The following is a 26934-nucleotide window of genomic DNA, read 5'->3' as shown; positions in this document are numbered from 1 at the left end:
AATACCCTTAAGCCTACGGAAGTCAGTTCTTAAAGTGTCTCTACATCCGTCAGATAAGCTTTGGAGTAAAAAATATGAGTTCCACTAATTTCAACATTCCGATTGTGATTCAACCTTCAGACAAAGGGGAGAGAGCCTTTGACATTTATTCTCGTTTGCTAGCAGAGCGCATTGTTTTTTTAAAAAGCGAAGTGACTGATGAGATAGCTAATTTAATTGTTGCTCAATTGCTATTTCTTGATGCTGAAGATCCAGAGCGGGATGTATTCTTGTACATCAATAGCCCTGGGGGCTCGGTCACAGCAGGAATGGCAATTTACGATACTATGAATCAAATTCGTGCTGAAGTATGTACTGTCTGTGTTGGTTTTGCAGCTTCGATGGGTGCATTTTTGCTGTCTTCTGGAGCAAAAAGTAAAAGATATGCTTTACCCAATGCTCGGATTATGATTCATCAGCCTTCAGGGGGGGTTCAAGGTGCAGCGAGTGACATTGAGGTAGCGGCTAGGGAAATTTTGCACACCAAACAAACTATCAACAAGATATTGGCAGCCAATACCAACCAATCTTTAGAGAAGATTGAACGAGATTTAGAACGAGACTTTTTTATGAGTGCGGAAGAAGCAAAAATCTACGGATTAGTGGATAGCGTTATTTTGAAGACACCAACATCTGCTCTAGATTCCACTCATTCTGTAACCGATCGGTATTTACTCAACGGGCATTAGATATAGGAGTGAAAAGCAATGTAGAGACCTACCGTGGCATTTTTATCTGTATAAAAATGTTCCTTAGAAAACCCCTATAGTCTCTCCTTACTAATGGAGACAGCGTTGGCTCTTGACAAACAAATGATATTGGAGGTTTTGATGAAAATTTTAGTGATTGGCGGTACAAATTTTATTGGTCCCCATGTTGTTCGCCATTTGTGTCATTTGGGTCATGAGGTAACTGTATTTCATCGGGGAGAAACGATGGCTGAATTACCGACAAATGTACATCACATTCTTGGCGATCGCCATCACCTTCAAGAATTCAAAAGCCAGTTTGAGGAAATGGCACCTCACATTGTAGTGGATATGATTTTATTCACCGAACAACACGCTGTGGAACTCATGAACACTTTTAAAGGAATTGCCAAGCGTGTTGTTGCTATTAGCAGTATAGACGTATACCGCGCATACAGTGTTCTTTTAGGGAAGGAGTCTGAAGTCATTTCAGTACCACTGACAGAAACTTCTCCATTACGCCAACAACTTTATCCTTTTCGGGAAATGCCTGACAGACCCCTCAATACACCAATAGATTACGAAAAGATTTTAGTGGAACAAGTCGTCATGTCAGAACCCACTTTACCTGGAACAATCGTAAGACTGCCAATGGTTTACGGTCCTAAAGATCCCCGCCACCGTTTACATCCTTATCTTCAAAGAATAGATGATAACCGCCCTGTTATTGTGTTAGAAAAAAGCTTTGCCCTGTGGCGTGGTTCTTATGGATATGTCGAAAATGCGGCATACGCAATAGCTTTAGCAGCCTGTCACGAGCCAGCTGTAGGTCGCATTTATCACGTTGCGGACCGAGAAGCCTTGAGCGAAGCTGAACGCATAGACAGAGTGGGTCGATTGACAGGATGGCAAGGTCAGGTTTTAGTTGTACCCAAAGAAAAGCTTCCAACCGAATGGAAATTAACAGTTAACACAAAACAACATTGGTTAATAGACTCAACTCGTATTCGTGAGGAATTAGGATATCAGGAACTGGTATCTCCAGATGAAGCACTGTTGCAAACCATTCGCTGGGAGCAAGCCAATCCTCCACAAGACCCTCATCCGTTAGCGTTTCCTTCATTGCTTGATTACGCAACCGAAGATGCAATACGGTCACAAGTAAGCAGTTACAACTAACTAATTCTTGTTTGCCAGAATACTACAAGATCGCTGACTTCTTATAGCACAAAATGAGTTAATGGAGGTGATATCTCTCTCCTACCAAAAAATCCTGTTTTCCTCTCGTCCCCAAGCTCCACCTGGTAATGAAGTCTGCAAAGCTCTACCTCGCGTGGCAAATAGGTAAAGGAAACAGACCCTGGGACTCCTATTGGGTTTTTGAAATATAGCTAGGGTGGGAAATGTTAACTAAAAACCTTATTTGATTGGCATTTCCCACCCTACCGTATTTGGCAATTTTCATAAATCATTAATGATTCCTATATAAGAATAAAACAATCAAAAACAGTAGCTTGAAATACTATTCATCAAAACTTGAAACTTTTTAAACAATAACATTAAAATTAAATCATATCAATTTATACCATTATTTTTAAATAGCTTTTCTAAAGAGAAAAAATAAATATTCTCCGGAGTGCTAAACAAGTTATCGAATAAAAGAATGGAAGAGAGACACTTTTAACCTTACATAACAAAGTGGCTCATTTTTAACTAAATAAGTAAAAAATTATGCATAAAATTATTCATTGGTTTAGCGCATCCGCTATTCAGGCGTTTGCGTTTGTATCTATTGTTGCCATAGCACAAGAAATTCCCATTTCACCACAACAAAAAAACACACCAAAAATTTGTTCTTTTAATACTGTAGAAAATTTATTGCCTCCCATAGCAAGCCAACAAAGTAGTTCTCTATTTGCCTATCTTGGACAACAAGGTTTTGTACAAGACTCAGATGGTTCTTGGGTTTGTTATGTCAGTGATTCTAAAAAAGAATGGCGTTACTATACCTTATTTAAAGTACAACAAATAGGAGAAAAACTCATTGCAACTTCTTTTATAGAGAATGGTAACTGGATAGACGGACAAGAAACCCGAAGTTTAGACTTATTTATGACGTTAATTGAAAAACATATACGTACAACTGATGGAAATCGTCAAAGTATACGCAACTATCTAGCAACTTTTATTTCTTTAGTTAAGCAAGGTAAAGTTCCACCTTTACCGCGTGGTTATCTTTTTGACCAACCACATCGCGGATTTGTGTCCTATCATTCCCTAACGAGTGGTAAATTCCAAGGTACGGCAATTACAATAAATATCAATATTTTGAAATAGCTAATGGCTAATGGCTAATGGCTATTAGCTAATAGCCATTAGTTATTAGCCATTAGTATGTAAAACAAGCTGTAAATTACTTAACAGTTCGTCTAACGAAAAAGGTTTTGGTAAAACAGTTGTGACATTATCTTTTAAAAATTTTAGCATCTCATGGTTTGACCCAAGTCCGCTAAAACCAACTATCTTAATTGTTGGATTTATCTTTCTTAGAATACGGATCGTTGTTGGACCATCCATGGAAGGCATCATCATATCAATCAAGACAACATTGATTTCGCGTATATGTTGCGTGTATAGAGCGATCGCCTCCATCCCATCTCGAGCCACTAAGACTTTATAAGCATTTCTTTCTAACAAAGTTTTAGTCATTTCTCGAATTGAATCGTCATCATCAACTACAAGAATAAGTTCTCCATGTCCTAGTGGCAAATCGTCTTTATCTATTGTTAAGAGACTGTTGATTTCTAACGTTTGTTTGACTGGTAAATAAATCTGAAATTCTGCTCCTTTTCTTACCTCACTTGTCACACTCACAAATCCACCGTGGCTTTTCACAATACCCATCACTGTGGACAATCCAAGCCCCGTACCTTGACCAACTTCTTTTGTTGTGAAAAATGGTTCAAAAATTCTATCTATGATTTCTTTGGGAATGCCTATCCCCGTGTCAGATATAGAGATTGCAACATAAGGTCCTACTTTAGCATCAATATTTTTGCGCGTACATTGAACATCCACCCAAACGTTTTTTGCAGAAATCCGTAAAGTCCCACCTACTGGCATTGCATCGCGAGCATTGATACAGAGATTCATGATAACTTGGTGAAGTTGAGTTGCATCACCATAAATACTCCAGATATTTGGTTTTGGAATATCTAAAATGATATTGATCGATTTAGGAAATGATTGTTTGACAATCTGCTCAATTTCCAAAATTAAATGCCTAACCTGTAAAGTAGCAAATTGAATTTCACTCCCTTGTGAAAAGTACAATACCTGTTTGACTAAATCTGCTGCCCGTCTGACGTTGTTTTCCAATAAAGCACTCCATTGCCGACTTTGCTCATCGAGCATTTTAGTTTCTAACAGTTGAATTATCATCATCATTGGGGTTAGGGTATTGTTGAGATCGTGAGCGATCCCACTGGCTAGTGTTCCCAAACTTTCCATGCGTTGCGCTTGCAAAAATTGTGCTTCAAGTTGTTTCTTCTCTGTTATATTTGTGTTGACGGTCAAGATGGAATTAGGCTGTCCTTCCACATTATTTATCAATGTCCATCGACTAGCAACAATAATTGAGTGACCTGCTTTTGTAACTTGGTGTAACTCACCTTGCCAAGAGCCAACAACAGCTAAACTTTGTTGGATATTATCAAGTTGGGAAAGAGTTTCCGATCTATATAAAACTTCACGAGAGTCTCTGCCAATGGCTTCTTCAGACGTCCACCCATAAAGATGTTCGGCCCCCTTATTCCAGTAACGGATGAGGTTGCATGCATCCCGAACAAAAATTGCATCTGTAGTAATATCAAGTAATGCGGCTTGTTCTTGGATTTTTTTTTCTGCTTGCTGGCGATCGTGAATTTCTGTTTCCAAACGTGTATTTTGTTCTTTAAGTCTTTTAGTTAAATTTCTCAAGCTGAGATGAATTTTGACTCTTGCTAAAACTTCTTCATTTTCTAGTGGTTTGGTAATGTAATCGACAGCTCCAAGATTTAAACCCTTCACCTTGTCTGCTTTTTGTGATGATGCTGTCAGAAAAATGATAGGGATATCTTGAGTTGCTATATTGCTCTTCAAACGACAGCAAGTTTCAAAGCCATTCATAACTGGCATTACAACATCTAACAATATCAGATCTGGGTAAGCTGTTTCTGCTATCTGTATTGCACTTTCCCCATCATCAGCTACTAAAACTTGAAAACCAGCATCTGATAGTAAAGCCAGTAATATCTGTAAGTTGATAGGATTGTCATCAACAATAAGAATCGTGTTTTTTTCTTGATTGCTAAAATTCATTGTATCCTCTAAAAATTGATTTAAAAAATTGTTGGTCGATCTTGAAATTGATAATAATTCTATCTAGCAAGTAGCGATAGAAGTTGCAAAAATCGGAGAGGTCCCTATTGAGACCACTACTATGCCACCTATGGCAAATGCAGGCACTTGCTATTCAATTAATTTCTGTCAACTACCTCAGTTATGTATTCATTACGCAACTGAAAGTTAAAATACTTAACGTAAAGTAAATTTAATTGAAGTAATTGCTTACATATAAGTTTCATTTAAGTTACATTCTTTCATTGATATTTTATTCATGAAGGCATAGCTATGTCACTACACACCTGAAGGATACTTCCCCCTAGAGCTATCTCTCGTTTCTCGATCTCGGCGTCTCTAGCATTGGATCGAGAAGAAGAGCCTAACCTATCATTCGCTAACAGCACCCTTTAGACTGTACATTCGCTCATTTTTGAAGAGAGAGAGGAATTAATGCCTGACTGGGTAAGGAAAAAACCTTACAGAGGAGCTAATTGTGCTGATAGCATGTAATACGTAGGAAAAAATGGACGAGAGTAACGATGTAATACATGGAGGAATGAATTCGTTTATGAGGGTGTTATATGTGTATAAGAACAAAAAAGTCTTACACTGAACAATAAACTCGTACCCTAGACAATAAAGTCCTACACTAAAACCCTACGAAAAAAGGCACTGCTTCGCTGCCTTTGAGTGTAAAACCCTTTGTTTGTTAAAAGGAAATTCAGGTAAATCTAGGTGAGAACTTTATTGTCACTGGTGATTTCTGCCAGTAGTATCGCACTGAGTGGTGCTGATAGTGTGGCAACGTTATTATTGGTAGCAGTATTGTTACGTAATAATATGCCGCAGCAAGAAATTCTGATTGGAGACCTCATTAGTCGTTATGCCGCTGGCGAAAGAAACTTTAGTGAAGTCATTATAGAGACCCCTTTTCCCCAAACCTCCTCTTGGGAACTCGGACATTTCAGAGGTTTGGATTTGAGTGGCATTATTTTGCGTAACAGCAGTATAAGATGGATCGCGATTTACATGGACGGAGTAATTCTGCGCGGGGCTGATTTGACCGACGTTGATTTGGGTGAGTCCAACTTCGAGGGGGCTGATTTGAGTAATGCCATTTTGCGGGAAACCAAATACTTCCAATCGGCTTTTAATGGTGCTAATCTCAGTGGAGCCGATTTGACAGGAGCTGAGTTGGTTGACAGTGGGTTCATTGGGGTTAACCTCTGCGGAGCTAACTTTACCAATGCAAGAATCGATGATATTACGTTCGCTTGCAACAACTTGAACAAGGCTATTTTCAATGGAGCTAGGTTGAAAAATGTTCTGTTTGACGAAGCCAAGTTGGTGCGGACCGACTTCCGTGGAGCCGACTTCGGAAAGGACAAACGTGGAGCCTCTGGGGTAAGATTCCGAGATTGTTGTTTTGGGAAAACCCTCATGCCTGATGGCAGTGTGCGTGGTAGCTGAAGCAAATAAGCCTTCTTTAGAGAAATCTGACTCAGCCAAGAGTTACCAAAAAGGTGGTGGTGGAGCAATCGATTTGGTGATGTACGTCAACGGCTGTCAGTTCAATGAAGCAGTGGCATGGCTGCGCGATCGCTTCGCTTCGGGTCTAGAGGAATGCTTAAAGCACCTACTCACGACGCCAGGATGCAAGCCATTGAGATTGCCCAAACAGAACCAACATCACAGTGCATACCACCTGCTGTTGACTCAAGTCAGCGGTCCTTAGTACAGCAATACCTCATCCAACAAAAGGAACTGCCAGCAAACATGGTGCAAGCTCTCCACGGTCCGGGGTTGGTTTATGTTGAATTCAACCAAAATGCTGTATTCAGAATGCGATCGCTCACAGAAGAAACCACCGGAGCTTTCTTGCGCGGCACCAGGGGGGAGCATACTAAAATCTTATTCTTTGCTAGGAAAATCGATATTTATCAGAAGGGTACCGCAGTTGAGGTGAACGAGGTCGTCGAATTTGGTGATTTGGGCTTCTGCTAGCTGTCCGGTTTGGATTTGAATGGAATTATTCTGGTACGCGCTAATCTCGCTGGGGCTAAGTTGGTGGATGTTATGTTCATGGAACGCACTTATTCACAAGCTTTAGCTTGCGAAAGAGAAGTGTATGCGATCGGTTCAAAAAACTTTATATTTCTGTTTGCTCTCGGCATGGCGACCTTACCTAATGCTATAGTTCAAGTGCAATGGCTTTTCAATCCGAAATTTTAAATGCCAAACGAGTATAACTTCTTAAGTCATTGTTAAAACTGTGTTAATCCACACGGTACTTAGCAAACATTTAAAAACAACAGCAATATTCGGGTAAACAGACATGGCTAAAAGTATTTACGCACTGCTTGTCGGTATCGATAGATACGACCCTAACTCAGTTTCTCCAGTCCCTTCATTACAGGGGTGCGTTAATGATATTGCAGCAGCGCAAGAATATCTTGAAGAGCGCACAAAAGATGGTGAATGGCAATTGATAGAACCATTGATTTTGAAGAACGAACAAGCCACTCGCGAAGCAATTATTCAAGGCTTTAAGGATCATCTGTGCAAGGCTGACAGCAGTGATGTTGTGTTTTTCTACTATGCAGGTCATGGGGGTCAAGAAAAAGCACCAGAGGAATTTTGGGTTTTAGAACCAGACCGTTTGAATGAAAGTTTGATTTGCTATGATAGCCGTACAGCGAATGGGAAAGACCTTGCAGATAAAGAGTTATCTTACCTGATCTCTCTTGTGGCAAAGAAAGACCCTCATGTCTTGATTGTGCTTGATTGCTGTCACTCTGGTTCGGGAACGAGAGATTTAGCACCAGATGTGAAAGTTCGTCGCGCCTCTGTAGATAATCGAGAGCGAGATTTGAAGAGCTATCTGTTTTATGAAGACCAAAAAGCATTGGATGAGATATTAACGTCCTCTCGTAATTTGGACGAGCAGAAAAAGACGACTGGTGTTGTTTTACCACCAAGAGGTAAGCATATTATGTTTTCTGCTTGTAGGGATTATGAGTTGGCTAAAGAGTACAAAGGAGATCGAGGTGAACCAAGAGGCGTTTTTTCTTACTTTTTGATGCAAACACTCCAACGGACTAATGGTAAAATCACCTACCGAGACTTAGCCAGAAATATTAATGCGATCGTTAGTGGTAAAGTTAAGGAACAATCGCCGCAAGTTGACGCAACCAATCCCGAGGAGCTAGACCAGCCTTTCTTAGGCGGTGCAATTGGCGATCGCGATGTGTTTTTTGCCCTAACTTATAACAGAAATGAGAATGGTTGGCTTATTGATGGTGGTGGACTCCACGGTCTGAGAGTTTCTCAAGAGACAGAAACTCTACTCGCAATTTTTCCCTTAACAGCTAATTCCGAAGAGTTACGCAACCTTGATGCTGCTTTGGGCGAAGCAAAAGTCACTAAAGTATTTCCTCAACGAAGTAAAGTACAAATTACTAAGGGTGAAGAAAAGTTATCGGAAAAAGAAAGTTATAAGGCTGTAGCGATCGGCTTACCACTTCCGCCTTTAAAAGTTTACTTTAAGACTGATGAAAGTGATGCTGTCGGTATAGAACTAGCACGGAAAACATTACAAACATCTGGACTGAAAAATCAGCCTTCATTATATGTGCGTGAAGTCGAGCAAGCCGCAGATGCAAATTACTATTTAGCTGCCAATAAGAATCAGTATTGGATTTTACAACGTGAAGACTTAAGCCCTGCGATCGCTCCCATTCCAGAAGCTTCAAATGGAGAAAGTTACACATCCGAAATGGCGTCTGCACTCGTGACGCGTCTAGAGCATATCGCCCGTTGGAAGAATGTTTTAGATCTCTCCACTCCTGCAACGAGCCGAATTAAACCTGATGATGTAGAGATGTCTATTACAATTGTTTCCGGAAAGAAAGAGTCGCCATCAAGTTCAGAATTGCGCGTAGAGTATACCCATGACAGTAATAACAATGAGTGGCTTGGCCCAGTTCTTCAAGTCAGATTGACAAATCGTAGTTTTAAAACTCTCTACGCCAATGTCGTACTTCTCTCAGAAGATTACGCAATCAATGCTGACTTATTTGAGGAAAAAAGCAGTATCCGGTTAGCACCAAGCGATAGTGGAGGAAGTTCATCTGTAGAAAGTGAACTCACTTTCTATATACCAGAGGCATTTTTAGAACAGGGAATTACAGAGTATAAAGATATTTTCAAATTGATTGTCTGTACCACAGAATTTAATGCAAGTTTGCTGCAGCAAGATGGATTGAACCCTCCCCCAAGAAATCGTTCGACAGAACAGTATGGCGGAACATTGGATCGGTTGTTAGATGGAGTGCATACGCGTAATGCTGTGAGAGCGCAAGGGACTTATGATGATTGGATGACAAAAGAAATTACAGTCACTCTCATAAAACCGCAAGATGCCAAACCAATTAAATCTCATAGTAGTACTTCATTACAAGATGGTTTGGTTGAGGTACAACCCCATCCCAGTTTGCGTGCTAAGGTGAATTTGACTACAGTACCCCAAGCGAGTCGGGATTTGGGTAACCTAATTTTGCCTGCGATCCTGCGTCAAGAACCTCGAGTTACCCAATCTTTTGCATTTACTAGTAGTCGAGGAAGCGATCCGGGATTGAGTGCAATAGAGTTAAGCGATATTGAAGACTATACTGTTGTCAACAAAGATGCTCCTTTGACGATAGTGATTGATAAAGAAATAACAGAGAATGAATACCTCCTACCATTTGCTTACGATAGCGAGGATAAGTTTTTCTTACCTTTAGGACGGGGCATAAGAACGGAAAATGGCAAAACAGAAATTGTTTTGGAACGTTTGCCCAAACCAAGTACAACCAGTCGTAGTTTGCAAGGTTCTGTCAAAATTTTCTTGGAAAAAGTTGCCCATCAAAAGTTAGGAAGACCTTACAATTACCCCCTACTCAGTTCTGTAGCAAGCATTGACGATAAAGATAAGGTGACTTACGAAGCGAACAAGGAGACAATTAAAGGACAAGTTGCCCAAGCGCAAAAAATTGTTCTCTTCATTCATGGCATTCTTGGTAGTACACAACGCAGCCTCTCCTCCATTAACAAAGCTAAAGTTACAGTTAACGGGCAAGATCGGACTTTAAAAGAACACTATGACTTAGTGTTGGCTTTTGATTACGAAAATCTTCAAACCACTATTGAAGAAAATGCAAAACTTTTAGGACAGCGGTTGCAAGAAATTGGCTTGGGACCAAATCATGGTAAAGAATTACACATAGTAGCTCACTCTATGGGTGGTTTGATAGCTCGATGGTTTATTGAGCAAGAAGGTGGCAACCAAGTTGTACAACACTTAGTGATGTTAGGCACGCCAAATGCGGGTTCCCCCTGGCCTAGCATTCAAGATTGGGTATTTACAGCCCTTAGTTTTGGGTTGAATCAACTTTCAGCCGTTGTTTGGCCGACAAGAATTGTGGCTGTGTTACTTGAACTTTTAGAAAATAACGATCTTTCTTTGGAGCAAATGCATCCGGAATCTGAATTTTTCAAAGCGATCGCATTGTCTGAGGACCCCCACGTTCCTTACACAATTATTGCAGGTGACAGGTCATTGATATCGGGTATTTCAGAAGAGAAATCCGGTCAATTGCATCGATTAATGCAAAAGCTATTTGGTAAAGCAGTGGATAAAGCTATTGATTTAGCGTTCTTTCAGCAACCCAACGATCTTGCAGTCAGTTTGGCTAGTATTACAAGTGTAACGAGTGACAGAACACCCCCACCGAGAATATTAGAACCATATACTGCATGCGATCACGTAACTTACTTTACTGTGCCCTCAGGGTTAGCAGCTCTATCAGAAGCACTGTCTCCCAAGCACTAACCCGCACTCGGCGATCGGCAAACTTCGCATACCTCGATCCGGTGGCTCCGCCTGGGAATGCCTTACAGGGGGCTCCGCCTCCAGTGGAGCGCCCTGCAGAGCCTCGCCGACTGTGTTCCCTGGTAGAACCAGGGAACGAGAGTGGGTAGTGCGTTCACTTACCCAGCAAAATTAATGCGATGGACCGTTAGAGCGCCACTTGTATCGGCATTAGTTAAGTCAGAACCGTACAATATCACAATCTTTTATCAAGTCAGTTTTACTGCCGAGCATTTTCTCTCACAATTTCTACATCTAGTTCTAAAAATTCTGCAATTTGCTCAATGCTTAAGCCTAACCTCATGAGTTTGGGAATCGTCTCTAACTTTGTCACTAATACACCTTCCTCAAAACCTTCTTGCTTACCTTCTTGCTTACCTTCTTGCTTACCTTCTTGCTTACCTTCTTGCTTACCTTCCAGATAAACTCTACTTTTTTTTAAAGAATCTAAATTCAGCATCACTTCAAGTTCCTCCCGACTCAAGTTAGCAAACTTATCAATCACTACTGCTTTAATAAATTCTAAAACCTTTTCCTCTAAAGTGGCATCAGTAAGTTCTTGTTGAGCTTGACGGAGCAACTGTCTGGCAAGTTCTCCAGTTTTCTCCTGGCTTTTATTTTCGACTATTAAACGCATCACTCCCACAGCTAGAGATTGGTTGGGAGTTTTTGCCAGTTCATCCAAATAAAAACGATGTAAATTCGATAGGACAAAATTCAAGTATCTCGGAAAATTACCTTCATTACTTTTTGTGTCATAAATGACAACAGCATACCATTCGTCATTGGGAGGTTGATATTGAGTTAGATAAAGAACGATTTTGGCAACAAATTGATTGTAGAAATTATCATCTTTATAAGACTGAGCCTCAATAAAATAAATTGGTTCGTTCAGATAAATTTCAGAAGTTGAGAGCAACCCATCTAAACGAAATCCTCTCTGTTTAATTTCTGGAGCGCTGAATTTATAGATGCTTGTATCTTTACCTGATTGACCGATAAGTTCAAAAAACAATTCAGGTATCTCTTTAAAAATTTCATAGAAAAGTGGATCGGCAGTCATGTAGTTCTTAATAAGAAATTGTGGTTTTCTTAGTTTAAGATCATTTATTTTTATTTCTTAAAAAGTATTTTCTTATAGTAAAAAGTTAATGCTGCCACTGCAGGGCAGCAATTTCAGGAGTGAGGTTGAGGGTAGGATTAAGTTCAACAGCTTGTTGAAACTTGGCAATTGCTAGAGCAAAATTTCTCAAGCGGGCTAAATCGTTACCTTGTCTGATAAGAATCAGTGCTAAATCTGTGTTGCTCAAAGTCTCTGTCAAATTAACCCCAATAGTGTATTTAACAACATCTATTTCCGGATTCTCTGAAATCAGATGATACATTAAACGTCTACAGCACACTTCAAGCCAAGCCCGCCAACCGCCCTGCCACAAGCGCACCATACCATCAGTGCCTCCACTCACAATTGTCTTGCCATTGGTACTAATAGCAACAGATATGACAGAACCTTCATGCCCGTATAATGGTTTGCCAAAAGAGTTACCATCTGTGTCCCACAGGCGTACTGTACCGTCAGATCCTCCACTCACAATCATCTTGCGATCGCTACTTATAGCAACGGACATCACAGAACCTTCATGTCCGCGTAACGGTTTGCCAATAGGGTTACCATCGGTGTCCCACAAGCGCACCGTACCATCAGCGCTTCCACTGACAATTATCTTGTTATCAGTGCTAATAGAAACAGCATTGACAAAATATTCATGCCCGTTTAGAGGCAGACCGATAGGGTTGCCTGCAATGTCCCACAAGCGTACTGTATTATCAGTACTACCACTAATAATTATTTTAGCATCAGTACTAATTGCAACAGATTTGACATAACCTTTATGTCCGCGCAACGGTTTGCCAATTGATTTACCGATGCTACTCCACAAACGTATCGTCTTGTCGTCACTGCCACTCACAATTATCTTACCTTTAGTGCTAATTGCAACGGAATTTACACAACGTTCGTGTCCGCGTAAGGGTTTACCAATAGGATTGCCGGAGATATCCCACAATCGCACCGTACTATCAGTACTACCACTGATAATTATTTTACCATTAGTGCTAACTGCAACGGCATTAACGGAATTCTCGTGTCCTCGCAAAGGATGGAGGATAGGATGACTTTTGCTATTCCACAAACGTATGGTACTGTCAGCACTGCCACTAATAATTATCTTGCGATCGCCATGAATAGCAACAGCATTCACACAATCTCCGTGTCCGCGTAACGGTTCATCAATGGAGTTGTTAGAGATATCCCACAAGCGAACCGTTTTATCATCACTGCCACTGACGATTATCTTACCATCCGTAGCGATCGCAACAGAATTCACAAAAGACTCATGACCGTGTAGTGGTATGCCAATAGAATTGCCAGAGATATCCCACACGCGTACTGTGCGATCGGCACTACCAGTCACAATCATTTTGCCATCAGTACTAATAGCAACAGCATTGACATAAGCTTCATGTCCCCGCAAAGGTTTAGCGATTGGGTTGTTAGATATGTCCCATAAACGTACCGTGCCATGCTGACTGCCAGTGACAATGACTGGCTCATTACTATTATTAAAAATTACAGATATAATACTATCTTTATATCCCCATAAAGGTTCGCCAATCGGATTGCCACGCTTATCCCACAAACGGATAGTCTCATCAGCACCAACGCTGACTATAGTCTTACCATCATCACTCACAGTTACTCTCTTGACATAATCCTTATGTCCGCGTAGCGGTTTGCACTTAAGATTACCCGCACTATCCCACAAGCGAACAACTTTGTCATCGCCTCCACTCACAATCGTTTTGCTATCAGTACTAATAGCAACAGTTCTCACAGAACCTTGATGCCCAAGTATTGGTTTGCCCACAGGATTTCCATCTACATCCCACAGGCGTACCGTGCCATCTTTACTGCCACTGACAATGATTTTACCATCGGTACTGATGGCAACAGAACTGACATAACCCAAATGCCCCCGTAATGGTTTACCGATAGGATTGCCCGTGCAATCCCACAACCGAACTGTACCGTCATCACTACCACTGACAATCATCTTGCAATCGGCAGCAATTGCAACAGATATCACAGATCTCTCATGTCCCCAGCATTTATTCGACACTCGGGCTGTGTTCGTGACAGTTAGTAAATTAGCCTGAATGGAAGTGAGAATCTTATCTGGTAATTTCTCTAAATTCTGACCTATTAACTCTATCGATCGCTTGAGAGCTTCTGAAGGCTGATTTGGTAGTAGACTCAAAACTTTCTCTGCTTCTTCTGGTAGTGTTGCTTCAATGAGCGCCTGCTCTTTCTCCGCAAGTGCCCGTTCTAAAAAAGCAACTCTTTCTTTTTCTTGTTGCTCGAACTCGCGTTTCTTTCGACTCTCCTCAATAAATTCCAACGCCAAACTATCCAACAACCCAAGGTGAAGGTAATTTTCCAAATAATCTTCTGCTTCCACCAATCTCGCTTCTTGAAGGAGATAATTTTCCGGTTTACCTCTTCTTGCCCATTCTTTAGCTTCTGATTCTATCTTACGTTCTATCTCCATTGCTGCTCGATACTCTCTTATCCAGTCGTGCAGCTTTTGCCAATGACGAATGAGGGCTTCATGGGCAATATCCAAAATAACATCACCAGGTTTTGATGCTGTATCTGTCGTAATCAATCGCGTCTCTGGTGCCGCTAACTTTTGAATCACTTTTTCCAAAAGAAGATCTTCTGTCTGCTGTTTGCTGGCTAAATCGTATTTGTGTATTCGTCTGCGCGTGTTGGCAATATCACCTAAATAAGTAAGTTCTAAAAAGATCCGCTTGGCAACCAATTGTTCTTCTTCAGAAAGAGATTCATAAACTTCATCAGCTCGTTTTTCCAGCGCCTTTTCCACACCACCAATGTTATAGTAATCGGACAGCGTCCATCGCTTTAAAGGTCGCTTTTTCCAAAGTTCTGTCAGCGCATACTGCAATAGGGGTAAGCCTCCGGCTTCTCCTTTGACATCTGCAATCATCTTCTCAACCAGTGGATTCTCGATCTCTATGCCTGCTTGTTCGGCTGGTTTGGTAATCGCTTCCCTTAACTCTTCCGGCTTCATGGGCATGACTCTCACCAAATTCCGGTCGATTTTTGTTACCAATCCACCATATTCCTGTTCTGCACAGTTGCCTTGGAAATCCGCTCGCATAATCAGTATCAGGCAAAGTTTATTCCCCAATCGATTGACTGCGCTTATCAAACATTCAAAAAATTGTTGTCGCTCGTCGAGATTTTGGCACAGGGTAAAAACTTCTTCAAATTGATCGATGGTGAGCACCACGCGAGGTGCTTGAATATCTGAAATCTTTGCGATGAAATCTTCTGGTGCGATTGTTGGCTTTAACAGAACCTCTGCTAAACTTTGAAGCGGATACTCGCCTGGGGTAAATGGTTTGTAGATTTGCCATTGCTCGCTACCCGGTATTTTCTCACCTAAATACAGTTGATAGAGTAACCCTGCTCTGACAACAGAGGATTTGCCACTTCCTGATGCTCCAAGCACTGCTAGAAAATTGCTCTTTTCTATCTTGTCTAACAGATGTGAAGTTAATTGCGAGCGCCCGTAGAAAAAATCGGGGTCTGTTGATTGTTCTGGGGCTTCCGGATTGAAATCAAAATATTCCAATCCTTTGTAAGGGCAGATTTGACCTCGCACTCCCTTTATGCCAGTCAGAATAATGGCGCTACCTGTATTGCTAAAAGCGGGATGCTGTGGCGCAGTTGTCCTCATTGCCCGTCTCACGAACTCTGTTAAGGTATAATTTGTCACCCAGCCATCTTCTCTCTGCTTGGGATCGAGTCCTTGTAGGAGAGCGTTTGTCAGTTCTCCATATTCTCCTAACTCCTGCCCGTATGCTAACTCAAAATCTCGAGACGCAGCTATGTAACAGCGATCGCGTCTTTTTTTCACTTCCGATAAATTTGTTTCTAGAAAATTTAATAACTCGCCACTGTAACAGCAATCAAGCCAAACAATCTGTTGCTTTACTGGACTGCTTGCTAATATTTCCCGTAAATCTCTAACTGAAAAGCCCCATCTGTCCCCTTCTGGATCTGCTTCACTGGTAGCCAAAAAACTTTGTATATTATGATTCTCTCCCTTAAGCAAACCATGTCCCGCAAAATACAATAACGCTGTATTAGCAATTATGTGACTTTTCGGGTGAAAAAGCCGCTTAATCGCTTCTTCGAGTTCTTGTTTCTGTAGTAATTCCTTCGGACTGACTTCCCGTTTCCCTGTCTGAGAAGGCAAACGCTGCACCTCAAAATCCCCATAATCCTCTAGAAGTCGTGCTATCGCTTCTGCATCCTTTGCAGGTTGCGAGAGATTCTTCATATAAGGGTACCGATTAATACCAACAACCAGGGCTTCCCGCTTCATGGCAAAGTAAATTTAAGGTGATGTTGAATATATTTTGATACAAATTTTTACAGAGAAACATCAAGTTTTTGGGGGTATGTCAAAATCTTTCCTTTCTCTGTCAAGCGTACAATTACTTTATTGGTGCTTGCGTTTTCCGGAATCCTTATAATTATGGATGTATCTCCGTGTTGATTCTTGATATTATTATACTTATGTCTGCTAATACAACACTACTTGCTCTACTACTAGTTCTGAAGGACTTTGATGTTACCTTGACTCCTTCTGAAAACACTGAATTAGAAACGATTGGGGAGCAACTTGCTCTCGACTTTCCCCAACGCTGGAATGATATTCAAGAACGCTTGATGAAATTAATTTCATCAAACACTTCTCTATATCAGCGCTATCAGGCGACTAAAGCTAAGCTGGAAATCATGGACAGTCATCTTTTAGCTTCCTTATTACCGAATAAGGGTGAGCTAGAGAAGGAGCTAGTAACTAATAGTAAGCGTGAAGTACGCGGTTATAAACCGCCTAGGTTGGCTAAGCCTGACAGTGGTAATGAAATAGTCAACGATATTGTTGTCCCCATTTTAAGAAGTGATGAGCCATCTGAAAAAGCCAAGCAACTTAGCTTTCTTGAGCGTCTTCAGAAAAAACTTTACCAATGATCTAATTTATACTTACCCATTTCATGGCTCATCTAGTCTATCCCACTGTCGATTTGTTTCTCTATGACTTGCGAGATGCACTCGGACATAGTACTGCACAACTAGAAGAAAATCGTCAGTCGTTCTTTCAAAAATTACCAACAAATATTCATTTTTCAATTCAAGAGAAAGATGAAGAGATCCAAGTTGAATTGGAAGCTGATTTTGTAGAATTACTTGGTGACAAACAAATAACACCTTTAGATTTAAAATCTCCAGATTATGAAGGATATTATTATCCAGTACGGTTGAGCGATACTTATGGGCTATTAGTAGATTGTTCGATTGCCGATCGCATTGCTCTTTATCCAATTAGTAGCATCAAAACTTTACGCAACCTGATTTTCCAAAGCATAAACTATCAAGAAGCAAATTTAGGGGAAACCTGGTTAGTGTCTGGTAGTCTTTCAAAGACGACTGCTCCAGAACAGTCTGAAATGATTGCTCGCGAATGCTATCAAAACTTAATTCCTAACGCTAACTGGCAGAATAATTTGCAGGGTAAAGGTCAGATTTTAGGAGGATGTATCTTTGAATTGCGCCAAGAGAATTTTAGAAAATTAGGGTCTCCTGTCACTATAGAAGATAGAATTGAAGACAATCATCATGTTATAATTATCATTTATCCTGATGAAGTTACAGCAGAAAAATCGGGAGAATTGATTGATGATTGGTTGCGATTATTTTGTTATAGAAGTAAAATTATTTGGGCGTATAATGAAAGCAGAAAAATAAAGACATATTTAAAAAAAGATTTTGTTGAGATTCAGGATTTTATCTTATTTTTAAGAAAAAAAGAATCAGAAAAAATTACTTTGAAGCAGCTTCAGAAAAATTTAGGTAGAGTTGAAAATTTATTTTCTCAATATACAATTGATTTAAATTATCTAGATTATCAATCTAATACTATTGAAGTTAATCTGTACAATTATTCCCAACGATTGAAGACTATATTGGAAAACTCAACTGCCGGGGGAATTCAAAGCGATTTAGAGTTTTTGAAGAAATTTAGTCAGCAAGTACAAGAAAAATATTTGCGGCAGCTACAAAAAGATTATCATAATTTGAGTAAGGGCTTAGAAATGTTAAATATCGCAGTCAATTTTATACGCGTTGAAGTAGAAGTCAATCGTGCGCGAAGTGCTCAAAATTTCCAAAATACTATTGCTATTATTGGTGTGGGATTGACTGCAGGTTCGATGGTTGCATCTTTAGAAAAACTGGGAGAAGGGAATACAGATCCACTCAGTATTCTCCTTAGCAAATATATAGGAAATCCAACACCAAAACCGTGGTGGTTCGATCCAGCTATTCCATTTCTATACGGAATTGGTGTAGCGATCGCAGCAGCCGTATTGACTTGGGTGGCAATTTACTTATGGGGTTCTACAAGTCACAGACAAGGTTAAGATGTCTGCTGCATAAAACTTAGCAACCAGTTTGCAGCCGTTGCTCTGCGAGTTTGTCGGGGTCCAAACTCTCCAATTTTATAACCTTTAAAGCCTAGTTTTTCCTTTAAGAGTTGTTTGTTCTCTGGTGGAATCGAACGAGTCAGCTTGACTGTTGCAGGGCGACTTTCAATAAAATTAGGTGGTTCGGGATACTCATCCCGCCACTCGGGTGTAACTTGTGTGTTATCCCACTGTTTGGTTGACGAGTCATAGCGATAGCCCAAAAAGTGCCAGACTAACTGATTGACTGTAGCGTCATCAATTTCTTCGTTGAGAATTGCCCAAATAGTTTCTGTTGTCAGAGATGGCAAATTAGACATAGATACCTAAACAATTCAAAATTGCGATAATAAACAAAGTAGGCTGAAATGTATCAAACCCTAACTAGTTAATGCAGAATACCACACCGCAGTCAAAGCAAGTTCGCGCCCACGTATTTATTTCTGGGAGAGTTCAAGGGGTAGGTTATCGCTATGCTACCGTGGAAACTGCCACCCAACTCAGATTAACGGGTTGGGTGCGGAATCTCCCTAATGGGGACGTAGAAGCAGTTTTTGAAGGAACTCAGGAGGTAGTAGATGAGATAATTCGTTGGTGTTATGAAGGCCCACCAGCTGCTATGGTGAAAGATGTGCATATAGAATACGAACAACCGGAAGGGCTGCAAGGATTTCAAGTGAGGCGCTAGTACAACTCTTTTACTCGTTCATATCTTTATATGTGGCTAGCGCGGAAGGAGACAACCGACTGAGATAGCGGAAGATCCAGTACTTGAATATAGTATCTAAAATTACGGGAAAAGTGGCAATAAATAAAGATATCAAGCTTTGATTGGCTGGAAGTCCGAGATGTTTCGCAAAACTATCTAGAATCACCTCCCATCCATGAGGTGAGTGAAAACCTACAAATGTATCCGTGAATAAGATAATTAAAAAAGCTTTAGCACTATCACTTAAACCATAAATGATATTATCTAAAAAAGCTTTTACGACAAGAATTTCTTTCTGACTTGTAACAATAACTAAAGCAAAAGCAATCAGCGCTAATAAATCAGCAAAAATATTGCTAATAGCACTATTAGTTTTTGCTTGAAATTCCTCAACAAGTTCGTGCGCCTTCTCTTTGACTTGGTGCTCTATTGACTCCGGAGAAATAGGCGGTGCTTGAGAGATGAAATGTTGAAATTGAAGCTTTTTTTCAAAATTCTTTAATTCTTTAAAAGCTTCTTCTTCCATCTCAGAGTTAAGAAAAATTTGATTTGGAGTTTCGCCTCTTACTCTTGCAATAATAGGTTCTATCAAAGGTTTAGAGAAATGCTGAGTTAGCATTGGTATAATGACTAACAACAGTAAAAATCTAACTGCCATTCTTGTTCTATTTTGAGAAATACGAAAATTTCTCACAAATTTTGCTTCAGCTTCTGGAGAAAAATCTTCTTGAATTCTACTGAAGGTTCTGCCAATAGTTCTAGGTAAAAGCCCTGATTTATTAAAAGCAGATTCAACCCTCATCTCAGTTCCTTGAGATGAAGTTATTGGATTTTCAATAACATTACTAACTTCTAAAGAATTTTGTGGTTTTAATACTATATTGCGATCGCTGGCTTGTGTTGGCTTTTCTTGTCTGTAAGTATACTGATCTAGTATTTCATCAATAAACTGTAGCTTTTCCAAAAAGCTAGCATTGGAAGTGTTTAAAACCGAATTACCTATCTGAAATTCTGTTAATCTTAATTTAATGATAATAAGGTTTTTTTCTAATTGTACCTGCCAATAAGACATGGCAGTTTCAGAATAATTTCCCGTTGCGGAAGATATTTTCTTTCCAGCAAAGTGTTCGACTTCAAGATTTCTTATGGTTTGAGCCGCCCGATAAGCTTCTACAAGTGCTCTTTCTGGTGTACCTGTCAGCCATCGGTAGATAAATTGCAAATGTTCTTGAATTTTTTCTTTAAAAACCACTGTCTTTTTCTTCAAAAAATAATCTTTCATGAGAATATTTATGGATTTAGGTATGCATTTGAGGTTGTTGAGTTAATTTTCAAGTCAACAATAGCAGATGAGAGAGCCCAAAAAACGGAACAGATAAACTCTAATTTTTAAGGCGATCGCCCATCTCCAAGAATTTTACACATTGTAAATACCTTCAGGGCTTACCGTACTAGTCTGACAGTATTGGTAGAATTGATTCATGGATAACGCAAGTTCATCCAAGAACTTACCTACACTTGCTTCCAACACATCTTTACCTGCTCATTCCAGCAAAACCGAATTGAGGATGTGTTTTTTCCAGTAGTGCTTCTACTGTTGGTGCAAACGCATTAGCAAATAGCCGTGGAAGACTTTGGGCGTCTCGACGCGCAATACTTTCTCTGAGTTTTTGCTCTAATTCAACTGACAACTGCAAGGTAATAGTCGTCATCTTTTATCAATGCAGGTAAACTACTTTTTATGTTATCAGGGTTATTGAGTGTATTTCCCAGTCCCCAGTCCTCAGACCAGTTCCTTTTTGCACCCACTTCTTAAAAGAAGATAATTGGCTACATTACACACAGCAATCTAAATCTAGCATTAGTATTGTGAGCGCGATACGCCTTAAGGGGTTAAGCTTTGCTTATTGCTCTTTCCCTACCCTCAGAAAGTTCAGATAACATCAGATTATGAAACTCAGCCTGTGCATGATTGTCAAAAACGAACAAACAACGCTTCCTAAATGTCTGAGTAGCGTTAAGAACCTTGTTGATGAGATGGTTGTGTTAGACACAGGTTCAACAGATAATACTCCACAAATCGCTAAAAAATTTGGTGCTGAGGTACACCATTTTGAATGGTGCAATGACTTTAGTGCTGCTCGCAATGAAGCTTTAAAATATGTGACAGGTGATTGGGTTCTTGTACTTGACGCAGATGAATCTCTCACCCAAAAAATAGTACCGCAGTTAAAAGAAGCTATACAAAGGGAAGAATACCTGCTTATTAACCTGGTACGCCACGAAGTTGGTGCAGAACAATCTCCTTATTCCTTGGTTTCTCGCCTATTCCGCAAGCATCCTGAAATCTCCTTTTCTCGCCCTTACCACGCTTTGGTAGATGATAGTGTATCTACGCTGATCGATAAAGAACCGCATTGGCAAATTGGTTACTTGGAAGGAGTTGCCATTTTACATACAGGATATCAAAAAGATACTATAGCCCGACAGAATAAATTTGCTAAAGCACAAGCAGCAATGGAGAAGTTTTTTGCTGCTCATCCTAACGATCCCTATGTTTGTAGTAAATTGGGTGCAGTTTATGTAGAACAAGGCAAAGTCATACAAGGAGTAGAGTTGCTAGCGCGAGGAGTTGCTTCTGCTGAAGAGAACTACGATATTTTGTACGAACTTTATTACCATTTGGGTATTGCTTACAGTCGGCTGCAAAATACCAGACAGGCGATCGCTCACTATCAAGCTGCTATCAAATTACCTATTTATCCAATCCTAAAATTAGGAGCATATAACAATCTGGGTGCTCTGTTCAAAGCATCTGGAGATCTAAATGGTGCAAAAATAGCTTATGAAACAGCTTTAAAAATCGATCCCAGTTTTACAATAGGATACTATAATCTTGGCATGACATTAAAAGCAATGAATTTGCTCAAAGACGCGATCGCAGCTTATCAAAAAGCCATTCAATTAAATCCTAAATATGCCGAAGCTTACCAAAACCTGGGAGTTGTGCTATTAAAACTAGGCTATGTAGAAGATAGTTTAACTGCTTTTAGATCTGCGATCGCACTTCACGAACAACACAATCCCGAAGAGGCAAAACGACTGCGCCAAGGTTTGAAAGAGATGGGATTGATGGCTAATAGCTAGTAGCTATTTGCTGCTAGCTAATGGTAGGCTGGCCATTAGCCATTAGCCATTAGCCATTAGCTATTAGTAATTAACCAGTCACTAATTTTACAAACCTTTCCAATCTGTCCATTCCCTTTTCAATTGTTGCCATATCCGTAGCATAGGAAAGGCGAATGTTATCATCAGCACCAAAGGCTATTCCTGGAATAACTGCAACTTGCTCTTTCTCTAGCAAGGCGTTACAGAAATCCAGAGATTTTAGCCCTGTTTTGCTAATATCGGGAAATAGGTAGAAAGCGCCATCAGGTTTGATACAGGTGAGTCCGGGAATTGCATTTAGTCTTTCCAACATCACCTGTCGCCGTTGTGCGAAACCTTGGCGCATTTGTTCGACACAGTCTTGGGAACTTTCCAAAGCTGCGATCGCACCATATTGAGCAAAAGTACATACATTAGATGTACTGTGGCTTTGAATGGTAATCGTTGCTTTCATCAAATCGAGAGGTCCTGCCAAGTATCCTATGCGCCATCCTGTCATGGAGTAAGCTTTGGCAAAACCATTACTAATAATGGTTCGAGCAAAAATTTCTTCTCCTACCGAACCAATACTGACGTGTTTTGCACCGTCATAAAGAATCTTTTCGTAAATCTCGTCAGAAACGACAAGGATATCTTTCTCAACGACTATCTCGGCTATTGCTTTGATTTCATCTGGGGTATAAACCATCCCTGTAGGATTGGATGGCGAGTTGAGAATTAATAACTTCGTCTTGGGGGTAATCGCTTTACGTAACTGTTCGGGAGTAATTTTATAACCCGTAGAAGCATCTGTAGAAACGATGACTGAAACCCCATCTGCAAGCGTTACCATCTCAGGATAGCTTAACCAATAAGGTGCAGGAATAATAACCTCATCACCTGATTCAATCAGCGCAAGTATCAAATTGAACAGAGAATGTTTCCCACCATTAGTGACAATGACATTTTCTGCTTTGTAATCCAAACCGTTATCAGTTTTAAGCTTGCGGGCAATAGCTTCTCTTAACTTTGGTTCTCCTGCGGCTGGTCCATACTTAGTCTTACCATCATCTAGGGCTTTTTGTGCAGCAGCCTTGACGTGCGCCGGACTGTCATAATCTGGTTCTCCTGCGCTAAAACTACAAACATCTATACCCTCTGCCTTCATCGCCTTGGCTTTTGCAGCGATGGCTAAGGTTATGGAAGGCGTTACCTGACTCACTCGTCCTGCAAGCTTCATCGTTACTTTATTAGGCAAATTCTTACCTATTAAAGGATATACCAGAAACTTTATCGATTTTTGTCTTTTAATAATTCCTTTTGTAAGCTGGTTGTAGATGTTAGTACATTTAAACTATTTTGCTGGGGGTAATGCTTTGCGCTCCAACCTCTAAGATCGGGTTCGCCTAAGTAATGACGATAAGAATGAAGCGGAGATTGGGAGACGCGGCGACACGCTTAATTTTTAATCGTAAGCCATTATCCGAACACGATATAACCAGCGATCGCTAAACCAAAATTTTATTGTTAAGAACTTTAACAATTTTTTGACACCTGCGTAAATCTATTTACAGCCTCCGTTAAGTTAATGAGGGTTTAAATCGGAGGTAAACTTCTGATGGAACCTAAACTTACCTAGTACAGATCGACACACACTTTTTTAGGAGAAAATAACATGACTGTCATTGACGGTACTTCTGGAAACGATACACTTTACGGGACTGAATTTGCGGATAGCATCTACGCTTACGGAGGGGATGATACTGTTTACGCTTATGCGGGAGACGATACCGTTTACGCTGGTGCTGGCAACGATTACATTGACGGATTAGATGGCAACGACACCATTTATGGTGAAGCTGGTAACGATACGTTACTAGGTTACAACGGTAATGACTTCCTCAGTGGTGGTAGTGGGAATGACACCATTTATGGTGAAGCAGGCGATGACACCATAGTTGGCGGTTATGGCCAAGATACACTCTGGGGAGGTGCTGGAGCAGATAAATTTGTCTTCAACAACTTGTATGAAGGCATTGACGTTATCAAAGACTTCGAGTGGACTGAAGGAGACAAAATTCTGGTTTCCGAGGCTGGATTTGGTGCTTGGTCTAATAACGACTTTAGCTATGACAGCTCAACTGGTGGTTTGTTCTTCCTTAATGTTCAGTTTGCCACGATTGAAAACAAACCTGCTGCTTTCTCTACCAATCTTGATATTCAACTCGTCTAATCTTACTGCAACGCAGTTCTCTTTATATGCGAGTGGCTCACCAATCTACTTTCCATCTAAGGAAAATTCACGACCAAAAGGGGTAGATAGAGTAGAAAATCTTTTCTTTTCCTTGCTTTTTACAGCAATCGTTGCATTTTATTCAACCGCTTGACTGCCAATTTTATAGGTCAAGAATGAAATTTTCCAAGAAAGTAGTTTATTCCCACCGTCTTGCACGGGTGGGATTTTTTATGTTTGTTCGCTACTGCTCAAACGCATCTGAAAATACTGTCGGTACAAATTACAACGAGGTTGTACTTGATTGCCAGAAAGTTTTACTAATCCCATACTTTGTAACTGATAAGCGGATATAGGTTCTATTTGTACGGGATGAGTTGTATCAATCACTTGTTGAAAAGCAGCTGCTAATTTGGGACGTTCTTGCAAATCTAACCAATATTTCCATAAATGAGGGCGGTAAATACCAGCTTCAGTCGGTGCTTCCGCTAAAAGTCGATCTACTGTTATCTCCGGATGACCTTTAAGATGAGCAAAAGCTAATTCTAGCAGGTAGGGGTGCCCTCCTAATAATTCCATTAATTGTACAACTGAATTTGTAGCCATTTCAAGCCCGTGTTGCTGAGACAATGCTAAGACTTGCTCTTGAGTAAACTCAGTCAACTCAATGGGTAACCCGACATTAAAGGGGGATTGATTAATATTGAGTTGAATGTAAACGTCTGTTGAATGTAGGATAGCTAATCGTAGTTTTTGCCAAAGCCTGCGACTTCTTGCCTTTTCATACCAAGAACGCAATAACCCAAAAAAGTCTTCGTAAATTTCAGGATAGGGAAAAAGTAAATCCACATCATCCAAACAAAGCACAAGGGGGTTTTCCAGTTCAGTTAAGAGATACTCCTCAAAATACGTTGTACAACTGACTTTAGAACCCATACCTTCTTCATCCCAATATTCATCCAATTCTGTAGGTAACCGAAGTTCGCGACTAATATTTATGCAAAACCAACGCAAGAACTTATTCAGGTTAGTGAAATGTATGCTCCGATCTGCCAGTTTAAAACTCAAGTAAACAACATGATAATCTTCTTGTTCTGTCACTTGACTCAAAACTCTGGTCATCAAGTATGTTTTCCCCATGAGACTCGGGGCTTTGATCCGAATGAGAGAACCTGGTTGTAAAAGATGTTCGTAGCAGAGCGCTTCTATAGGAGGACGCTCCACATAAACTTCCATTTGTGCAACTTCGTTCCTCCCTGCTTGACTGCGTTCTTGGTGAATTTGCGTATTTTGTTCTAGATAGTCTTCTCGATCGCTAGCAATGTTTCTAGAAGTCTGTTTGTTCTCTTTTTTTCTTGCTGAGACTGGTAAATCTTGATTGACTGCACCGTAAGATGGTTTCTCCCAATACCTTTTTAAAGCTTCCTTAAAATTACTTTTCTTAACTTTTTCTCCCAAAGCATCACTTAATAGTTTCCAAAACTTGGGCGCTACATCCTGACTAATGTAAGTTGTAGCATATTGTTGTTTGGCAGCAATTGTGTCATAATCCTCACGGTTCCACGCTCCCTTCAAAATTACAATTTCAAGATCTGTTAATTTTCTGTTGAATTTTGAATGTATAACTTGATTAGCCGTTTCAATAGCTTCGTTTAAATTAAATTCCATAGTTCGTTTGAAAATAAGAATTTTTATCGCCAGAGCAGATATAGCTACAAGAGCTTGGGTTGATAACGCAATACTAGTGTTACATATAGCAATCTTAGTGGTTCACCGCATTAATTCTGATGAGTCAACCAATTTTTCCTCTCTTGTTCCGGTAGCTGAGCCTGGGAATACCTCCTTTGGCAGTTCCGCCTCCTGTACTGCGAGGCGGAGCCTCGCGTAATGCATTCCTAGGCTGAGCCTAGGAACGAGAGAAACGAGAGAATGACAACTCAGTCCTACTCTGCACAATTAATGCGATAAACCCATAGGTTTTAAAGCTCAAATTGGGAGGCTAATCTGAATTTACCTGAATTTCCTGACTTTTTCTAACCTGTTGGAATAGAAATTAATTTAGACACTCCTGAATTTAGCTAAACTCTTTTCCAAAAGCATAAATCATACTAACAATAGAAAGCAACAAACAAGCTTTCCAACAAAAAAACTAAAAACTCAAACCAGAAAAATTAAGGAGTCAAAAATGTCTACTTCTATTTCTCAA

Annotated in this window: 21 protein-coding genes; 13 read left to right on the top strand and 8 right to left on the bottom strand. The window is 40.2% G+C overall.

All coding sequences use genetic code 11. From position 1 onward, the window contains the following. Positions 1–74: 74 nt before the first annotated feature. The 3 genes from clpP (at position 75) to AB0756_RS19275 (ending at position 3065) form a co-directional block, all read left to right on the top strand. The gene (clpP, locus tag AB0756_RS19285; protein ID WP_050046570.1) at positions 75–728 is read left to right on the top strand and encodes an ATP-dependent Clp endopeptidase proteolytic subunit ClpP; all 654 of its coding nucleotides are present in this window, start codon (positions 75–77) and stop codon (positions 726–728) included. 141 nt (positions 729–869) lie between these two features. After that, positions 870–1907: an NAD-dependent epimerase/dehydratase family protein gene (locus tag AB0756_RS19280; protein ID WP_038073561.1), complete on the top strand. Its 1038-nt coding sequence runs from the start codon at positions 870–872 to the stop codon at positions 1905–1907. 552 nt (positions 1908–2459) lie between these two features. Next, complete coding sequence (locus tag AB0756_RS19275; RefSeq protein ID WP_038073299.1) at positions 2460–3065, top strand: aminotransferase class IV; 606 nt, start codon at positions 2460–2462, stop codon at positions 3063–3065. A 45-nt stretch (positions 3066–3110) separates the two neighbouring features. On the opposite strand, the gene AB0756_RS19270 is transcribed toward AB0756_RS19275, so the two are convergent. Further along, complete coding sequence (locus AB0756_RS19270) at positions 3111–5087, bottom strand: ATP-binding response regulator (protein WP_038073296.1); 1977 nt, start codon at positions 5085–5087, stop codon at positions 3111–3113. 759 nt (positions 5088–5846) lie between these two features. Here AB0756_RS19270 and AB0756_RS19265 point away from each other — a divergent pair. The 5 genes from AB0756_RS19265 (at position 5847) to AB0756_RS19245 (ending at position 10983) form a co-directional block, all read left to right on the top strand. Then, the gene (locus tag AB0756_RS19265) at positions 5847–6581 is read left to right on the top strand and encodes a pentapeptide repeat-containing protein (RefSeq protein ID WP_050046569.1); all 735 of its coding nucleotides are present in this window, start codon (positions 5847–5849) and stop codon (positions 6579–6581) included. Continuing rightward, complete coding sequence (locus AB0756_RS19260) at positions 6559–6846, top strand: hypothetical protein (protein ID WP_038073294.1); 288 nt, start codon at positions 6559–6561, stop codon at positions 6844–6846. The genes AB0756_RS19265 and AB0756_RS19260 overlap by 23 nt, the downstream gene beginning before the upstream one ends. Beyond that, on the top strand, positions 6735–7115 hold the full coding sequence (locus tag AB0756_RS19255) for a DUF3991 domain-containing protein (protein WP_408103999.1): 381 nt from the start codon (positions 6735–6737) through the stop codon (positions 7113–7115). Before AB0756_RS19260 ends, AB0756_RS19255 begins: the two co-directional genes overlap by 112 nt. A 78-nt stretch (positions 7116–7193) precedes the next feature. After that, on the top strand, positions 7194–7343 hold the full coding sequence (locus tag AB0756_RS19250) for a hypothetical protein (protein ID WP_408103998.1): 150 nt from the start codon (positions 7194–7196) through the stop codon (positions 7341–7343). A gap of 103 nt (positions 7344–7446) precedes the next feature. Continuing rightward, entirely contained in the window at positions 7447–10983 is a 3537-nt protein-coding gene (locus AB0756_RS19245; RefSeq protein ID WP_038073286.1) for a caspase family protein, read from the top strand. A gap of 259 nt (positions 10984–11242) precedes the next feature. Here the strand turns inward: AB0756_RS19245 and AB0756_RS19240 are convergent, their stop codons facing one another. Continuing rightward, positions 11243–12085 carry an Rpn family recombination-promoting nuclease/putative transposase gene (locus tag AB0756_RS19240; RefSeq protein WP_038073283.1) on the bottom strand — a complete coding sequence of 281 codons (843 nt, stop codon included), beginning with the start codon at positions 12083–12085 and terminating at the stop codon, positions 11243–11245. Between the two features lie 85 nt (positions 12086–12170). Beyond that, positions 12171–16496, bottom strand: a complete 4326-nt coding sequence (locus AB0756_RS19235; RefSeq protein ID WP_272900019.1) for an nSTAND1 domain-containing NTPase — start codon at positions 16494–16496, stop codon at positions 12171–12173. Between the two features lie 194 nt (positions 16497–16690). Between AB0756_RS19235 and AB0756_RS19230 the strand changes: the two genes are divergently transcribed. Both AB0756_RS19230 and AB0756_RS19225 read left to right on the top strand, forming a co-directional pair. Then, a complete protein-coding gene (locus AB0756_RS19230; RefSeq protein WP_050046567.1) occupies positions 16691–17149 on the top strand; it encodes a hypothetical protein in 459 nt (152 codons plus the stop codon). A 23-nt stretch (positions 17150–17172) separates the two neighbouring features. Further along, positions 17173–18597: a hypothetical protein gene (locus tag AB0756_RS19225; protein ID WP_038073278.1), complete on the top strand. Its 1425-nt coding sequence runs from the start codon at positions 17173–17175 to the stop codon at positions 18595–18597. Here the strand turns inward: AB0756_RS19225 and AB0756_RS19220 are convergent. Beyond that, entirely contained in the window at positions 18594–18959 is a 366-nt protein-coding gene (locus AB0756_RS19220; RefSeq protein ID WP_038073275.1) for a DUF1823 family protein, read from the bottom strand. The two genes, AB0756_RS19225 and AB0756_RS19220, sit on opposite strands and share 4 nt — an antisense overlap. Positions 18960–19030: 71 nt before the next feature. On the opposite strand from AB0756_RS19220, the gene AB0756_RS19215 reads away from it, so the two are divergent. Then, positions 19031–19327, top strand: coding sequence for an acylphosphatase (locus tag AB0756_RS19215; RefSeq protein ID WP_038073272.1), 297 nt, complete (start codon positions 19031–19033; stop codon positions 19325–19327). Between the two features lie 10 nt (positions 19328–19337). On the opposite strand, the gene AB0756_RS19210 is transcribed toward AB0756_RS19215, so the two are convergent. After that, complete coding sequence (locus tag AB0756_RS19210) at positions 19338–20630, bottom strand: proton extrusion protein PcxA (protein ID WP_038073268.1); 1293 nt, start codon at positions 20628–20630, stop codon at positions 19338–19340. A 253-nt stretch (positions 20631–20883) separates the two neighbouring features. Beyond that, a complete protein-coding gene (locus AB0756_RS19205; protein ID WP_153021419.1) occupies positions 20884–21060 on the bottom strand; it encodes a hypothetical protein in 177 nt (58 codons plus the stop codon). 256 nt (positions 21061–21316) lie between these two features. On the opposite strand from AB0756_RS19205, the gene AB0756_RS19200 reads away from it, so the two are divergent. Beyond that, positions 21317–22495 carry a glycosyltransferase family 2 protein gene (locus tag AB0756_RS19200; RefSeq protein ID WP_038073265.1) on the top strand — a complete coding sequence of 393 codons (1179 nt, stop codon included), beginning with the start codon at positions 21317–21319 and terminating at the stop codon, positions 22493–22495. 70 nt (positions 22496–22565) lie between these two features. Here AB0756_RS19200 and AB0756_RS19195 read toward each other — a convergent pair whose 3' ends face one another. After that, positions 22566–23735, bottom strand: coding sequence for a pyridoxal phosphate-dependent aminotransferase (locus AB0756_RS19195; protein ID WP_038073263.1), 1170 nt, complete (start codon positions 23733–23735; stop codon positions 22566–22568). 435 nt (positions 23736–24170) lie between these two features. Here AB0756_RS19195 and AB0756_RS19190 point away from each other — a divergent pair, with 435 nt between their 5' ends. Next, complete coding sequence (locus AB0756_RS19190; protein WP_038073260.1) at positions 24171–24728, top strand: calcium-binding protein; 558 nt, start codon at positions 24171–24173, stop codon at positions 24726–24728. A gap of 231 nt (positions 24729–24959) precedes the next feature. Here AB0756_RS19190 and AB0756_RS19185 read toward each other — a convergent pair whose 3' ends face one another. Further along, a complete protein-coding gene (locus AB0756_RS19185; protein WP_038073258.1) occupies positions 24960–26396 on the bottom strand; it encodes an AAA-like domain-containing protein in 1437 nt (478 codons plus the stop codon). Positions 26397–26934 lie beyond the last annotated feature (538 nt).

Origin of the sequence: Tolypothrix campylonemoides VB511288_2, assembly GCF_045999855.1 — a bacterium.
Lineage (GTDB): Bacteria > Cyanobacteriota > Cyanobacteriia > Cyanobacteriales > Nostocaceae > Scytonema > Scytonema bouteillei_A.
The sequence above is the reverse complement of the archived record's forward strand: the minus strand, read 5'-3'. Positions and strand labels throughout refer to the sequence as shown.

Excerpts from the sequence above, each read along its gene's own strand:
- clpP (WP_050046570.1), top strand. The coding sequence starts at position 75 with ATGAGTTCCACTAATTTCAACATTCCGATTGTGATTCAACCTTCAGAC.
- AB0756_RS19280 (WP_038073561.1), top strand. The coding sequence starts at position 870 with ATGAAAATTTTAGTGATTGGCGGTACAAATTTTATTGGTCCCCATGTT.
- AB0756_RS19275 (WP_038073299.1), top strand. The coding sequence starts at position 2,460 with ATGCATAAAATTATTCATTGGTTTAGCGCATCCGCTATTCAGGCGTTT.
- AB0756_RS19270 (WP_038073296.1), bottom strand. The coding sequence starts at position 5,087 with ATGAATTTTAGCAATCAAGAAAAAAACACGATTCTTATTGTTGATGAC.
- AB0756_RS19260 (WP_038073294.1), top strand. The coding sequence starts at position 6,559 with ATGGCAGTGTGCGTGGTAGCTGAAGCAAATAAGCCTTCTTTAGAGAAA.
- AB0756_RS19255 (WP_408103999.1), top strand. The coding sequence starts at position 6,735 with ATGCTTAAAGCACCTACTCACGACGCCAGGATGCAAGCCATTGAGATT.
- AB0756_RS19250 (WP_408103998.1), top strand. The coding sequence starts at position 7,194 with ATGGAACGCACTTATTCACAAGCTTTAGCTTGCGAAAGAGAAGTGTAT.
- AB0756_RS19245 (WP_038073286.1), top strand. The coding sequence starts at position 7,447 with ATGGCTAAAAGTATTTACGCACTGCTTGTCGGTATCGATAGATACGAC.
- AB0756_RS19240 (WP_038073283.1), bottom strand. The coding sequence starts at position 12,085 with ATGACTGCCGATCCACTTTTCTATGAAATTTTTAAAGAGATACCTGAA.
- AB0756_RS19235 (WP_272900019.1), bottom strand. The coding sequence starts at position 16,496 with ATGAAGCGGGAAGCCCTGGTTGTTGGTATTAATCGGTACCCTTATATG.
- AB0756_RS19230 (WP_050046567.1), top strand. The coding sequence starts at position 16,691 with ATGTCTGCTAATACAACACTACTTGCTCTACTACTAGTTCTGAAGGAC.
- AB0756_RS19225 (WP_038073278.1), top strand. The coding sequence starts at position 17,173 with ATGGCTCATCTAGTCTATCCCACTGTCGATTTGTTTCTCTATGACTTG.
- AB0756_RS19220 (WP_038073275.1), bottom strand. The coding sequence starts at position 18,959 with ATGTCTAATTTGCCATCTCTGACAACAGAAACTATTTGGGCAATTCTC.
- AB0756_RS19215 (WP_038073272.1), top strand. The coding sequence starts at position 19,031 with ATGCAGAATACCACACCGCAGTCAAAGCAAGTTCGCGCCCACGTATTT.
- AB0756_RS19210 (WP_038073268.1), bottom strand. The coding sequence starts at position 20,630 with ATGAAAGATTATTTTTTGAAGAAAAAGACAGTGGTTTTTAAAGAAAAA.
- AB0756_RS19205 (WP_153021419.1), bottom strand. The coding sequence starts at position 21,060 with ATGACGACTATTACCTTGCAGTTGTCAGTTGAATTAGAGCAAAAACTC.
- AB0756_RS19200 (WP_038073265.1), top strand. The coding sequence starts at position 21,317 with ATGATTGTCAAAAACGAACAAACAACGCTTCCTAAATGTCTGAGTAGC.
- AB0756_RS19195 (WP_038073263.1), bottom strand. The coding sequence starts at position 23,735 with ATGAAGCTTGCAGGACGAGTGAGTCAGGTAACGCCTTCCATAACCTTA.
- AB0756_RS19190 (WP_038073260.1), top strand. The coding sequence starts at position 24,171 with ATGACTGTCATTGACGGTACTTCTGGAAACGATACACTTTACGGGACT.
- AB0756_RS19185 (WP_038073258.1), bottom strand. The coding sequence starts at position 26,396 with ATGGAATTTAATTTAAACGAAGCTATTGAAACGGCTAATCAAGTTATA.